General features: G+C 45.9%; 10 protein-coding genes and 1 tRNA gene. 9 read left to right on the forward strand and 2 right to left on the reverse strand.

Features of this window, described 5'->3' with window-relative positions:
• Nucleotides 1-23: 23 nt before the first annotated feature.
• Nucleotides 24-1286 carry an asparagine synthetase B gene (locus AC1XUF_RS06810; protein ID WP_483341284.1) on the reverse strand — a complete coding sequence of 421 codons (1263 nt, stop codon included), beginning with the start codon at nt 1284-1286 and terminating at the stop codon, nt 24-26.
• A 170-nt stretch (nt 1287-1456) separates the two neighbouring features.
• Here AC1XUF_RS06810 and AC1XUF_RS06815 point away from each other — a divergent pair, with 170 nt between their 5' ends.
• Nucleotides 1457-2701 carry an ABC transporter permease gene (locus AC1XUF_RS06815; protein ID WP_483340922.1) on the forward strand — a complete coding sequence of 415 codons (1245 nt, stop codon included), beginning with the start codon at nt 1457-1459 and terminating at the stop codon, nt 2699-2701.
• Nucleotides 2702-2816: 115 nt separating this feature from the next.
• Nucleotides 2817-2900 (forward strand) — tRNA-Leu (locus AC1XUF_RS06820).
• Between the two features lie 302 nt (nt 2901-3202).
• Here the strand turns inward: AC1XUF_RS06820 and uvrA are convergent.
• Complete coding sequence (gene uvrA / locus AC1XUF_RS06825) at nt 3203-5749, reverse strand: excinuclease ABC subunit UvrA (RefSeq protein ID WP_483340923.1); 2547 nt, start codon at nt 5747-5749, stop codon at nt 3203-3205.
• Nucleotides 5750-6029: 280 nt separating this feature from the next.
• On the opposite strand from uvrA, the gene AC1XUF_RS06830 reads away from it, so the two are divergent.
• From AC1XUF_RS06830 to AC1XUF_RS06860, 7 genes are all read left to right on the forward strand, one after another.
• A complete protein-coding gene (locus tag AC1XUF_RS06830) occupies nt 6030-6323 on the forward strand; it encodes a putative quinol monooxygenase (RefSeq protein WP_234612342.1) in 294 nt (97 codons plus the stop codon).
• Nucleotides 6324-6422: 99 nt separating this feature from the next.
• Nucleotides 6423-6935 carry a VOC family protein gene (locus AC1XUF_RS06835; protein WP_483340924.1) on the forward strand — a complete coding sequence of 171 codons (513 nt, stop codon included), beginning with the start codon at nt 6423-6425 and terminating at the stop codon, nt 6933-6935.
• A gap of 94 nt (nt 6936-7029) precedes the next feature.
• Nucleotides 7030-7245, forward strand: a complete 216-nt coding sequence (locus tag AC1XUF_RS06840) for a hypothetical protein (RefSeq protein WP_483340925.1) — start codon at nt 7030-7032, stop codon at nt 7243-7245.
• A 176-nt stretch (nt 7246-7421) separates the two neighbouring features.
• Entirely contained in the window at nt 7422-7646 is a 225-nt protein-coding gene (locus tag AC1XUF_RS06845) for a hypothetical protein (protein WP_483340926.1), read from the forward strand.
• 719 nt (nt 7647-8365) lie between these two features.
• The gene (locus AC1XUF_RS06850) at nt 8366-8695 is read left to right on the forward strand and encodes a PadR family transcriptional regulator (protein ID WP_483340927.1); all 330 of its coding nucleotides are present in this window, start codon (nt 8366-8368) and stop codon (nt 8693-8695) included.
• A 1-nt stretch (nt 8696) separates the two neighbouring features.
• The gene (locus AC1XUF_RS06855) at nt 8697-11360 is read left to right on the forward strand and encodes an ABC transporter permease (protein ID WP_483340928.1); all 2664 of its coding nucleotides are present in this window, start codon (nt 8697-8699) and stop codon (nt 11358-11360) included.
• 439 nt (nt 11361-11799) lie between these two features.
• Complete coding sequence (locus AC1XUF_RS06860) at nt 11800-14151, forward strand: ABC transporter permease (protein WP_483340929.1); 2352 nt, start codon at nt 11800-11802, stop codon at nt 14149-14151.
• Nucleotides 14152-14373: the final 222 nt, after the last annotated feature.

Raw genomic sequence — 14373 nt, forward strand, 5'->3', positions numbered from 1 at the left:
CTTCTGTAAGCTGTCTGATCCGCTTAGGTTTTAAGTTTTTTCTTCTTGGCGGCGGGAAAGAGAATATTGTTGAGGATCAGCCTGTAACCTGCTGAATTGGGATGTAAATTCAAGTCCGTTGGCTCTTCCCCTACCCTGTGTTGATAATCCTCGGGATCATGGCCGCCATAGAAGGTAAAGAACCCTTTTCCGTGGGTGCTGTGAATATAACGGGCCTCTTTTGCAGATTTATTCTCCGCCAGGATAATGACCTCCGGTTTGATCAGGCGGTTCTTGAAGGCCGTAGTTTGTCCCAAAAATCCTTTGATCAATGTCTGATGATTTTGGGTTAGCATGCTCGGCACGGGGTCCCATTTGGCGGAAAACTGGAAAAGCGAGAAGAAATCGTTTGATTCGCTCAGCCCGCGCTCGTCGGGCTGATTGTCGATATCCGAAAACTCAATCTCGTAAGGATACGGAATGGTTTTAAAATCTCTGAAAGCAAAAGTGTTATCGTAATTGAGCTTGCCGTTGGCGGTGGGATCGGCAGGCGTGCCGTCATACATTGCTTCGACGATATCTATCCCGTCGGCGGCAAGGGCAATATCAAAAGTATCCGTGGCATTGCACATGGCGAACATATAACCGCCGCCGCTCACAAACTCGGCGATTTTTTTGGCCACCGCCAGTTTCATCTGCGGCACGCTGGCAAACTGAAATTTATTGGCCGTTTCCTCTGCCTCACGCTTTTGTTCACGGTACCAGGGGTAATCCTTATATTGAAAAAACTTGCCAAACTGCCCGGTAAAATCTTCATGGTGCAAATGCAGCCAATCGTATTCGGGAAGTTTCGTATTTAATACTTCATCGTCGTAAATTACATCGTAAGGTATTTCCGCGTACGTCAACACAAGCGTGACGGCATCATCCCATGGAAGCTTTGATTTAGGCGAGTAAACTGCGATTTTAGGCGCTTTCTGCAACTTTACCGCATCCATATTCACATCCGGCGCGCTGATCTGGCTCAGGATCTGCCCTGCCTGGCCTTCTGAAATCACTTCAAAACTTACTCCTCTCACAGTCATTTCCGAAGCAAACTGCTGGGTGTACGCCACCATAAAACTACCTCCCCGGTAGTTCAGCAGCCAATCCATTTCCATTTCAAAGTTTTTGAGGATCCAGTAAGAGATTCCATACGCTTTCAAATGGTTCTTCTGGCTCTCGTCCATAGGGATCAAAAGCCTGTTAGAGGTGCTTTTAAACGATATAGCTAAAAAAATGATAAGCGGGATAAACAGGCGTATCACTGGTTTGATTCTTTGAGGTTTCATGCGCAGTTTTACATATTGTAAATACTAAATATAGGAAGAAATTAGAACGTTCCGAAAAGTCTTATCCTCCAAAGACCCGTTTTTCTTTCCTATTTCCGGTATTTAACGACAGAAATCTTTTAATGGTGTACCTGCTATAAGCACTTATGAACATCCGCGAAAATATAGATGAAGGACTCCGGTCCATCCAGAGTAATCTTTTAAGGACAGTGCTCACTGGATTGATCATTGCCATCGGTATCACGTCGCTTGTAGGAATCCTTACTGCCATTGAGGGGATGCAAAATTCGGTGAACAGCAGTTTCGCCGACCTCGGCGCCAATACTTTTACCGTAAGAAATATGTACGACGACGATTTTTTCGACAGGGGCCGTCGGCGGAAGAAATACCCACCTATTACCTATCGGCAGGCGCATTTGTTTGCCGAAAAATTCAAGGCATCCTACCCTGCCACAGCTTCGCTTTCCGCAGGCATTGGCGGGGCGGTACAGGTCAACTACCAGTCTATCAAAACAAATCCCAACAGCAACGTAGTAGGCTCTGACGAAAATTATCTGGCCATCAACGGGTACAAAATAGACCAGGGACGTAACATTGACAAAAACGACCAGGAAAATTCATTGAATGTTGCTGTACTTGGCCAGGAAATCGCGCGCAAACTTTTTGTCAGGATTGACCCGATTAATAAGCAGGTTACATTTATGGGAAGTAAATATCGGGTCATTGGGGTTTTGCAGAAAAAGGGCTCCCTGGGCGGAAATAATGATTCGGACCGGATTATCCTGGTCCCTCTTGAAAACGGTCGCGGCCTTGCCGCAAACAAGGCACTGACTTACAGCATCACCGCTTCTCCTACGAATGCTACAGACGGGGATTTTATCGTTGAAGAGGCCCGGGGCATTATGCGAAGAATCCGGGGCGACGACCTTGGAAAACAAGATTCCTTCGAAATCGATCGCGCCGACGCCATGGCCAAGGATTTCGAGCAAGTAACCGGCTACCTGCGTATTGGAGGATTCGGAATCGGCATCATTACCCTTTTGGGTGCGTCCATTGCTTTGATGAACATCATGCTCGTATCGGTTACCGAGCGTACCCGGGAAATCGGTATCCGGAAATCGCTGGGTGCGACGCCACGGGTAATTCGTTTCCAATTCCTGATCGAAGCCATCGTAGTCTGCATTTTAGGTGGCATCGCGGGACTTTTCCTGGGCATTATCATTGGCAATGTCATTTCCAATCTGATCAGTAGCGGCAGTTCATTTGTAGTACCCTGGCTGTGGATGCTGATGGGTATTGTGGTCTGTGTTTTCGTAGGCGTCATTTCCGGAATTTATCCAGCGATCAAGGCATCCAGGCTGGACCCTATTGAAGCATTGCGCTATGAATAAGCAAGTTGTGCGTGGTCCTTCCCATGCGACTAAATTTCTATCCATTTTTTTAAACAAGAAAACTTGCTTAATCTCTTTTTCTCCCTACTTTTGCACTCCCAACAAGTAAGAGAATGCCCAGATGGCGGAATCGGTAGACGCGTTGGTCTCAAACACCAATGAGGTTACACTCGTGCCGGTTCGACTCCGGCTCTGGGTACAAAAGCCCTTCAACGCAAGTTGAGGGGCTTTTTTTGCTTTTTGAAGCGCGAAAAATTACCATTAAACCCAGCTCTTGTGATATTTTCATGCCATTTTGATTCGATGCCGGTCGCCGCGACCAAACGGAACTTTTTATGCAGATCTTAAAATGAAAATAATATTTAACCATCATTGATTTGATTATCAGCCCAATACAACTTACAACCCAAAATACTTTTCCGGTTCGACAGACTATATGCTAACCCACTAGCACAAGCTAAAAATTTAGGCGTCGATTTATTAGCCAATCGGCATAAGAGATCATCCTGAATTTTTTAATGGCGTTTTCTCATTAAAATAGCTAGCTAAATATTTTCCCGTTTGACTTGCCGGTTCAACGGCAACAGTCGCTGCCGATCCGCAAACAACGATTTTACCGCCTTCATCTCCGGCACCCGGCCCGACATCGATCACCCAGTCGCTGTTTGCGACGACATGCATATCGTGTTCGATGACAATGACCGTATTCCCCTGATCAACCAGCTTATTGAGCTGGACAAGTAAATTATCGACATCGGAAGGATGCAGCCCTGTTGTGGGCTCATCAAGAATATATAATGTATTGCCATGCTGGGCCCGCTGCAACTCGGTGGCCAGCTTTATTCGCTGGGCTTCGCCTCCGGAAAGCTCGGTAGCCGGTTGCCCAAGGCGCAGATACCCCAGACCAACCTGACGAACAACATCCAGTGCCCGGTTGATCTGAGGTTCAGACTCAAAAAAGTCAAATGCCTCATCCACAGTCAAGGCAAGCACCTGGGCTATATTTTTGTCGTTATAAGTAACTTCGAGCGTCTTTTCATTGTAACGGCTTCCTTGACAGACCGGACAGGGTGTATAAACACTGGGAAGAAACAAAAGCTCAACCATTACAAAGCCTTCGCCTTCACAGTTCGGACAGCGACCTTTTGCAACATTGAAAGAAAAACGACCTGCGTCGTATTTCCTTCCCTTTGCCATTTTGGTATTTGCAAACAATTTACGGACATGATCAAATAGGCCTGTGTAGGTGGCCAGGTTTGACCGGGGCGTGCGTCCGATCGGTTTCTGATCTACTGGTATTAACCTGCGGATATGATTCATCCCTTCTGAGATATACCCCGTAGTCGTTTGCGGTCTTTCGGTTTGAAGAAGGTTATCTTCCTGATCCTCAACGCCCGGTATTTGCTGTCCTAATTTCTCCAAAACCAGCTCTACAAGCGCTTGGCTGATCAGACTGCTCTTACCCGAGCCGGATATGCCGGTTACGCTGGTCAATGCGCCTATTGGAAAGTCGGCATCCACATGCTTCAAATTATTTCGGCTTACGTCCCTTAGCCGCAGCCACCCTTTTGCCTCTCTTTCAAACTTTTGACTTTGATCCACATTGAACAGATACCGCCTTGTAACGGACTTGTCAATCTTTTCCAATCCCGGCAACGGACCACTGTAAAGTATTTCACCCCCCTTTTCACCCGCGCCCGGCCCTACATCCACAACCCAGTCCGCATGGCGTATGATTTCTACCTCATGTTCGACAACAAAAAGCGAATTCCCGGCTGCCTTTAACCGGTCCAGTGCCCGGAGCAATGACTGTGTGTCGGCTGGATGAAGACCTGCCGACGGTTCGTCGAGCACATAGACGACGCCAAAAAGATTGGAGTGTATTTGGGTCCCCAGCCGCAGGCGCTGCAATTCTCCCGGCGAAAGTGTCGGGGTGCTTCTTTCAAGGGTCAAATACCCAAGTCCGAGATCAATCAGCACATCCAGGCGGGATAAAAGATCCTGACCTATCCGTTGAAGCACCAATGTTTTTTCGGGATGTTTCTGGTCCAGATCGGTACTTTTGGCTTTTACGGATGAGGATATTATTTCACGTAAACTCTTGATATTAAGCTGATAAAATTCCGCAATGTCCATTCCCGCAAACTTTACGGATAAAGGCTCGGGACGCAGGCGCTTTCCATAACAGACAGGACATTGGGCGCTCAACATAAATTTGGACACGCGCTTTTTCATCGCCTGGCTCTGTGAATTGGCAAATGTTTGCATCACGTACCGCTTGACGCCGGTAAAGGTACCCATATAGCTAGGCTCCATCTTTCGCGCCAGGGCTTGTTGGACTTGTGCCATCGTGAGTCCGGAATAAACCGGAACAACCGGTTGCTCCTCCGTAAACAAGATCCAATCCCTGTCTTTCTTCGGAAGATCACGCCAGGGAATGTCCACATTATAACCGAGCGTCATCAATATTTCGCGTAGGTTCTGCCCCTGCCATGCGGTGGGCCATGCCGCGATGGCCTTTTCTCTGATCGAAAGTGAATCATCGGGCACCATCGAACGCTCGGTCACTTCATAAACAACGCCCAGACCGTGACATTCCGGACAGGCGCCTTCAGGTGTGTTTGGTGAAAACGATTCTGCGTATACGATGGATTGGCCGGCAGGATAGTCTCCTGCCCTCGAATAGAGCATCCTGATCAGATTTGAAATCGTTGTGACGCTGCCCACTGAGGAACGTGTGCTGGTTGCTCCCCGCTGCTGCTGCAAAGCGATGGCCGGAGGAAGACCATCGATACTGTCGACCTGAGGAATGGACATCTGATTAAAAAGTCGCCTGGCATACGGAGAGACCGACTCCAGATAACGACGCTGTGCTTCAGCATACAAGGTCCCGAATGCTAGTGATGATTTGCCCGAGCCCGAGACACCAGTAAATACGACCAGTGCACCTCTGGGAATTTCAAGATCCACATTTTTCAGGTTATTCTCTTTGGCACCTCGTACTTTAACAAAGTCGGAAGCAGGTAGTAATGGTGATTCTTTTGACATAAGATCTGGGTAAATTTTACCGTGAAAAATAATCCCAGAGCTTTCGCAACCGTTTATCTGGAAGTCCGTGTGAAGCAAATCTCGCTACTTTATTTCAGCCCTGTGCAATCGAATGTTAAAGTAGTTAAGGTTGGTGAGACAAAGGCAGAAATACCGCACCGGATATTTTTGATTACTAACAAATACCAGCAGTATAATCCCAGAGATTAACGCTTGACTTTAATACCATCTCATCACAAGGATGTATTAAGTTCATTTCATTTAAACTAATCAAACAGTTATGGTAAAATTGGGAATTCTGGCAAGGCTCGAAGCTAAGCCAGGTAAAGAGCAAGACGTCGCGGACTTTCTCAAAGGTGCCTTGCCTTTGGCGATGGAGGAAGCAGGTACCATCAACTGGTTTGCCCTGCAAATAGGTCCTTCCACATTCGGAATTTTCGATACATTCGAAACTCAGGAAGGCAGGGAGGCACATTTGGGAGGCGAGATCGCCAAAGCATTGATGGCAAATGCGCCGGACCTGCTTGCAGTTGATCCGGTCCTTGAAATGGTCGACTTACTGGCAGTCAAGTAAAACATTGAGTACTACCCTTCACAATAATTGTGTTTAGGCTCTTCATAGAAAATCTAGATGCGGCAGTGATCCTATTTTCAAAATAAACAATTTATAAGCATGTCCACTTTCAAGAATCTGTTAATCCTTGCTACACTCCTCTTTGGCGGTCTCGTTCATGCACAATCCAATTTTACAAGTAAATCCATCGGAGTTGGCGTCGTGGTAGCAGACATGCAACGCTCGTTGGATTTCTATATAAAAGGGATCGGCATGGTCAAAACCGGCAATTTCACAATCAGTGCAGAATTCGGTAAACGAGGCGGTTTAACAGGTGGTGAAGCGGTCGACGTTAACATTCTTAAACTGGAAAACAGCCCTGAAAGCACCGATTGGAAACTGATGAGTTTCGGGAAAAAGGGAGGTCATCCAAAGCCAAAATTCATTCAGGACGATACAGGTCCGCAGTATATCACCATTCAGGTCAAATCCTTAAAACCCATCATTGACAGGCTGAAGGAGCAAAACGTGACTTTCCTGGGCAACACACCTACGCCTCTGACAAAAGATTCACACTTCGTACTGGTCCAGGACCCGGACGGAACATTTGTGGAGCTGATCGGGCCGATGTAATCGTGAAGTTTTCTTTCGCTCCGAAATTGTGCATTGATTAGGCAGGAGACCGTCAAGTTCAAGTATGAAGAGCATGGCGAAAAACAGTTTAATTATGGAAGAAAACAAACATGACTTCAATAATGTGTTTTTCCAACAGGCTTCAAGACTGGCCAAAATTGGAAGTTGGGAAATTGATGTGGTAAATGACAAACTCTACTGGTCAACGATGGTTCACGAACTGCACGAAACGAACCCAAAAACTTTCATCCCTGATTTAGAAACAGCCCTTGGTTTTTACCGTTGTTTCGGTTGGGTGCTGAAATATTGAGAGGAGAGAAAAATACGGACTCTAAAAATATCCGATTCATTCGTGCCGCCCTATGAAGTTGCCTGGAAATTTATGAGCAACATGAACCTGTTCACGAGGTTCCCAGCGGATGCCAATGAAAAGGACTCATCAATCCGGATCTCTTTATTATTTACCAGGCCGGCAAAGAGTTTTCTTTGCGAAGCTATGCCCAACTATTTTACTCACAATATCCACTTATTAATGAAGGCAGGGAAATAGTCGGTAAGTATCTGGGATTTGAAAGTGACTTGTCTTTGAATTACAAACCGATCAAAGGGATAAAAATCATTTATGGATTTTCGTTCACCATTGCCAACAAGCGCATGGAGCGGCTCAATAAGGTTCGGATGCTGGAAAAATACCGGTCTGGAGCCATCTGATGATATTATATACCCCTCGCCTACTGAGCCAGAAATGGTTCGAACTTCGATAACCATCTCACAGATACTTTTTCATAAAATCCTCATTTTATGAAACGATGCTTGTAGCATCCGCCTATTGTGTTGCACACAGAGCCGGTTGCATGTGTTTGGCTATATTTAGTTGTGGCCCCAAGGAGACGATATGAAAATGGCCATCTAAATTTAAAGAGTTACAGTGTAACAACCTCTGGCAGCTTCGCAAACACCCTCTGGGTAACAACCTTATGTACCAAGAGTTTAGTCTCAGTCACTACACATTGGCAACATTATCAAATAAACTAATATACTCACTTATAGATACTTATATCTGCCAATTTTTTTAAACCCATTAGCAAATGGTTCGACATTTGTCCCGTTGCGGGTACAGAAGCCCTTCAACGCAAGTTGAGAGGCTTTTTTGTGTTTACAAGCCCCGCCAAACCCATGTTTCTATCGCTTCCTGGCGTATTCCCGGCTCAACTCCGGCTCTGGCAATTAACCAGAGCTTTGGCAAAATTCCGCAACAGATCAGATCGATGCTGTCGTCCATATTTGAACTGAATATTGTTCAAAAACGAACAAAAATGAACCACTAATCCTGTTAAAAGTGCCCTGAATTAATCTAAATGCACATTATCAATGCTGGCGTATAATTTGCTATGCAAAATGATAAGATATATCCGCGAACCTTATTTCTGATGAAGGGTACACATTTAGGTGAATTTGAGGAGATCGTCCTGCTGACCATCGAAATGCTTTACAACGACGCTTACAGCGTAGCCGTGCTGGACTCCCTCGATGACAGACTTGGCCAGCCGATGAGTTTGGGTGTTGTACACCGTACCATGCAGCGGCTGGAAGAAAAGAAACTCGTTCACTCGCTTTTCGGAGAAGCCTCTGCCGAACGCGGCGGTCGTCGGAAACGCTTGTTCACCGTGACCGCGGCAGGTGAACAGGCATTGCGCGAATCGAGACGCATTCGAAATGAGCTCTGGGATAGCATTTCTGAAACCGCTTTTGTGAACTGATATGGCCGGAAGAAACAAGCACGATCAAAAACAGACTGATCATCCATCCAAGCCACCGCGGTGGGCTGAGTGGTTAATGACTCAAATTACAGCCGGGCATTTACGCGAAGAAATTCTGGGGGATCTGTACGAACTGTTCCAAAAACGGAGCACGCGCTACGGGTATCTACTATCCCGGATATTATATGTACTTGACATGTTGCTATTGATCCACCCCCGGCTATGGCGCAACGACGCAAAGCAACCATACAAACAGGAAGTTATTTATTCAAAACCCAATCCAATAGCCATGCTCAATAATCATTTTAAAGTTGCTTACAGGAAGTTAAGTCGCCACAAATCCTATACAATCATCAATACAATTAGCCTGAGCCTGGGAATCTGCTCGGCCATACTCATTTTTTCCCTGATAAAATACCATCTCAGCTTTGATGATTTCCATGCGGGTAAAGAACGCACTTACCGCGTGTACACCGAAACACACGGAGACAAAATTAACTATAATACGGGCGTCCCAAATCCCTTAGGGCATGCTTTCCGTACCGAATTTGGTGTGGCTGAAAAAGTAGGTCGAATTGCATTCCTGCCCAAAAGGGTCGTTTCGCTTTCTGATCAAAAAAAGTTTGAAGAAGACATTGCATTTGCTGACCCGGCATTCCTGGATATTTTTAATTTCCCTCTGATTGAAGGAAGTACACACCACATTTTAAAGGATAAAAATACGGCCCTGATCACTGAAAAAACTGCAGAAAAGTATTTTGGGACGGAAGATGCGGTGGGCCAGTTATTGCGGATCGATGACTCACTCATGGTTCGGGTTACGGGCGTATTGGCTAACCTTCCTTCAAATACAGATTTTCAATCCCAAATCTTTATCCCGTTTGACAACCTGGAAAACCACAGTCCCTGGATGGTTGAAAAAGACTGGTGGTATAGCGTTAACAAGGACATGCAATGTTATGTACAACTCAAACCCGGCATATCCGCAGATCTGGTCAACAAAACAGTCCTGCCCAGGATTTCAGAAATACATTATGATAAGGAGAATGCCAAACACTTCCGATTTAAGCTCCAACCACTCAACGACATCCATTTTAACACCACGCTCCGTGGAAAAACAGATAAGAAAACACTTGGCACCTTTGCCTGGATCGGGTTCTTCCTGGTATTGACAGCATGTGTGAATTTTGTTAATCTGGCCACGGCGCAGGCAGTCGGACGGTCCAGGGAAATTGGCGTCCGGAAAGCATTGGGTAGTCAGCAAGGCTCCCTTTTCTGGCAATTCATGACCGAAACTGCAATAATCGCGACTCTGGGGTTATTCATTGCAATTTTGCTGGCATGCCTGGCGCTCCCTTTTGTTAACCAATGGTTTGAAATAAAATTGGTCATTGATCCATTGAAGGACAAATATCTGACTGTTTTTATGGCAGTTCTGCTGCTAACAGTCATTTTCTTTTCCGGGGCTTATCCAGGTATTATCCTTGCGAAACTGCAGCCGATCATGGCGCTCAAAGGAAAGTTATCACAAAAATCTCAGGGGGGCTTTTCGCTTCGAAAAAGTTTGGTTGTGGGACAGTTTGCGATTTCACAGCTTTTGATAATAGGCACATTGTTCGTAACCAATCAATTACGCTACTCCCAGCAAACGAACATGGGTTTTGAAAAGGAAGCGGTTATTATCCTGCCCATTCCTGAGAATAAAATAGCGAAAATATCCGCATTGGGAGCCGAGCTGACGCAGTCCGCCGGCGTAGAAGGGGTAACATTTTTCAGCACACCGCCCGCCTCCGAAACCATTGGAAATACAAGCATTCAATTTGATTCACGCCCGAAGGCGGAAGACTTTGCAATTTCACTCAAGGCTGCCGACGCTCAGTATGTTCCCACTTTCCAGATCGCAATGCTGGCTGGCAGAAACCTGAATCCGTCGGACACGGTCCGTGAATATCTTCTGAATGAATCTGCCGTAAAATCGCTTGGATTGGCTTCGATCGACGAAGTGGTGGGTAAACTGGTGAATATAAATGGCAGGCGCGGGACGGTAGTTGGTGTCATGCGGGATTTTCATTTTCAATCGTTGCGATCGGGCATTGAGCCGCTATGTTTGACCACGAACAGCGAGAATTATCGCAGTTGCGGGGTTAAAGTCAATATGGCAAATCTGGCGCCGACGCTGGAAAAGCTTGAAAAAACGTGGACTGGAATTTACCCGTCGTCCATTTTCACCTACCGCTTTCTGGACGGAGATATCGCCCAGTTTTACAAGCTGGATCATATGCTGTTGCGACTCATTCAAGCTTTTGCTGCTGTGGCTATCTTCGTCGGCTGCCTTGGCTTGTACGGGTTGGTGTCTTTTATGGCTAATCAACGAACAAAAGAAATCGGCGTTCGCAAAGTTTTAGGTGCAGACACTGCAAATATCCTATGGTTATTCGGTCAAGAATTCCTCACCCTGTTAGGTATTGCGTTCTTTCTGGCTGCTCCGTTGGGATGGTGGATCATGCAGCAATGGCTAAGTGATTTTGCATATCATTTTGAACCCGGAGCAGGCATTTTTGCCTTGGCTATCATGATCACGTTGCTTGTTGCATTGGTGACGGTCGGATTTCGTTGCTTGAAGGCATCGATGATGAATCCGATCAAAACACTTCGTGCGGAATAAGGTTAGTATTTGACCCGACAGCATCTTGAAAAAATGCTGGCTTGCAGATCGGCAGTAAATGCAATATGCGAGTATGCTGCAGACCATTGGAGATGATCGCAAACTACTCAGGTCCTACTGATGATTATGAAGCACCTAAAGAAGACATAGCCTGCAAATCACCAAACCTTCGTTCGACATTTGTACCGATGCGGGTACAAATCCCTTCAACGCAAGCTGAGGGGATTTTTTCGTTTAAAACTTGAAAATTCCATCACGTAATTCATATCCGGTTAGACAAACCAGATTGTTCGGTTCTTCAAACCCGCTGTCCGCTACCGGACACTTACCAGTTGTAACTTATTGAAAAAGAACAAAGTATCATCTGGTACATTTTTGATAAAATCGAAAACAGTTATTTACGGTCGTATTCCAACAACCATTCTTTGGCAACCAGATCATGCTTCAAAATTACTTCAAAGTAGCTGTGAGGAGTTTGTTAAAAAATAAACTCTTTTCGTTCATTAACATTTTCGGACTGGCGCTCGGCATGTCCTGTAGCCTTTTAATCGGGTTGTGGGTGAAAGATGAGGTTTCGTTCAACCGTTTTTATCCCAATTTAAACCGCATCTATTTCGTCCGGTCAGGGTTTGACTGGAAGGGACAAAGAGGTGTCGGCGAACCAACTCCCGGGCCGTGGCAGGAGGCCATTGAAAAGCAGGTTCCCGAAGTGGAAGCGATCACAAAAATTACCTGGAACCGTGATTTGCTCATCAAGGCGGGAGAAAAATCCACCAAGGAAAACGGCATCTACGCAACTGGCGACTTTTTCAAAGTATTCAATACGCCTTTTGTCAGTGGCAGCGCTGTCAATGCCATCGCACAACCGAATTCTATCGCCATTTCACGGAAGCTGGCCGAAAAATATTTCAGTTTCAAAAATGCGGTGGGCAAGACGGTCAAAGTAGATAACAAGACCAATTTTGTCGTCAGTGCCGTTTTTGAAGATATTCCTTTGAATGCCTCCGAACGTTTTGACTGGATCATTAATTTCAAAGTACAGGAACAGGATTGGATGAAATGGTGGGGCAATTCCAGCTTCAAGACCTATGCGTTGCTCACCCGGGACGCAAATGCCTCTCATGCGGAAAAAGTAATGCGGCAGGTAATCAAGAAAAGCGCCCCACCCGAACTGGTCAGTTTTCCCCTGCTTCAAAGTTTGCAGGATGTTCATCTTTATTCTGACTACGAAGGCCTGAAACCTGCCGGGGGCCGGATCGAATATGTGCGTGTGTTTTCCATCGTCGCCATTTTTATACTGCTGATCGCCTGCGTCAATTTTATGAATCTGGCCACCGCACGTTCGGTAAAAAGGGCAAAAGAAGTTGGCGTTCGCAAAGTAGTTGGTGCGGAGAGAAAATACCTGACCATGCAGTTCCTGGGCGAATCGCTGATCGTGAGCATTCTCGCTTGCATGCTTGCCCTTGTTTTTGTGGCTTCCGTGCTACCATTTTTCAACGAAGTGGTTCAAAAGCAGATTGCACTTTCCTGGATCGACCCGTCGCTATGGCTTTCCCTGCTTGCCTTGTTACTGGTTACAGGACTGGTGGCAGGAAGTTATCCGGCATTGTATATGTCAGCACTCCAGCCTATCCGGATACTAAAAGGCAGACTTGCTTTTAGCAGTAAGGGGACTTTTTTAAGAAAAGGTCTGGTGGTATTTCAATTTATGCTTTCTGTGTTTCTGATAACCGGCATGCTGGTTATAGGGCGTCAGATGAACTATATTCAGACGAAAAGGCTGGGGCTTGACAGAGAGAACGTGGTTTATATCCCGATCGAAGGCAATTTAATTGATAAGTTGGAGGTAGCCCGGCAGGAAATAATCAACTCGCCTTTAATCGTGGCAGCCACGACCACAGGCGCTGTACCCACCAACATTACCAGCAATTCAGGTGATCTTGACTGGACAGGACGCGACAAAAATCTCGACAATACGGTGAGCGCAACATTTGTCGGTTATGATTTTGCAAAAACAATGAACATTCAAATGGTCGATGGCCGCGATTTTTCAAAAGACTTTGCGGCCGATACAGCCAATTACATCATTAATGAAGCCGCGGCCAAAATGATGAAAATGACTGATCCGGTTGGTAAACAGGTGAAATTCTGGATGGGTAAAGGGACTATTGTAGGTTTGATGAAAGACTTTCACATCTCCACATTTCACGAAGCGATCAAGCCTTTGATTTTGGTTAATTACAAAGGACTGAATACGGAGCATATCATGGTCAGGACGCAGCCGGGAAAAACCCGCGAGGCACTCGCACATATTGAACATGTGACTAAAAGCCTGAATCCGAATTATCCGTTTTCTTATCATTTCCTCGACCAGGATTACGAAAAGATGTACCGTTCCGAAATGGTTGTCAACACTTTGATCAAGGCTTTCGGATTTCTGGCCATTATCATTTCCTGCCTGGGACTTTTGGGCCTCGCTGCATTTACTGCCGAGCAGCGGACGAAAGAAATCGGTATCAGAAAAGTGATGGGTGCCAATGTGGCCAATGTGGTCACTTTGCTTTCCAAAGATTTTGTAAAGCTTGTTGCGCTCGCCATTATCCTGTCCACTCCCCTGACCTGGTATGCGACTCATCATTGGCTGCAAAGTTTTGTCTATCGGATCGATTTGTCATGGGAGATCTTTGCGATCGCGGGCAGTATTGCCATTTGCATCGCACTCGTCACTGTAAGTTTTCAAAGCGTCAAAGCCGCCATTGTCAATCCTGTAAAATCCTTGAAAGCCGAGTAGCGATTCCCGAAAAGACAAAATTTAATTCAGAGAGTCCATTCTGTCAATTTCCGTAAATCATCCAATATCTGGTTCGACTTTTGTTCCGGGTACGAAAGCCCTTCAACGCAAGTTGAGGGGCTTTTTTGGTTTACGATACCCAAACATTACGATCACAACCTATTTTGGATAGCATCTTATAAAGTCCTCAGTCTATCGATCCGGCAGATTATATGTAAAAAT

The sequence above is a fragment of the Dyadobacter sp. HNCC25DJ185 genome, assembly GCF_056895195.1.

Excerpts from the sequence above, each read along its gene's own strand:
- AC1XUF_RS06815 (WP_483340922.1), top strand. The coding sequence starts at position 1,457 with ATGAACATCCGCGAAAATATAGATGAAGGACTCCGGTCCATCCAGAGT.
- uvrA (WP_483340923.1), bottom strand. The coding sequence starts at position 5,749 with ATGTCAAAAGAATCACCATTACTACCTGCTTCCGACTTTGTTAAAGTA.
- AC1XUF_RS06830 (WP_234612342.1), top strand. The coding sequence starts at position 6,030 with ATGGTAAAATTGGGAATTCTGGCAAGGCTCGAAGCTAAGCCAGGTAAA.
- AC1XUF_RS06835 (WP_483340924.1), top strand. The coding sequence starts at position 6,423 with ATGTCCACTTTCAAGAATCTGTTAATCCTTGCTACACTCCTCTTTGGC.
- AC1XUF_RS06840 (WP_483340925.1), top strand. The coding sequence starts at position 7,030 with ATGGAAGAAAACAAACATGACTTCAATAATGTGTTTTTCCAACAGGCT.
- AC1XUF_RS06850 (WP_483340927.1), top strand. The coding sequence starts at position 8,366 with ATGAAGGGTACACATTTAGGTGAATTTGAGGAGATCGTCCTGCTGACC.
- AC1XUF_RS06855 (WP_483340928.1), top strand. The coding sequence starts at position 8,697 with ATGGCCGGAAGAAACAAGCACGATCAAAAACAGACTGATCATCCATCC.
- AC1XUF_RS06860 (WP_483340929.1), top strand. The coding sequence starts at position 11,800 with ATGCTTCAAAATTACTTCAAAGTAGCTGTGAGGAGTTTGTTAAAAAAT.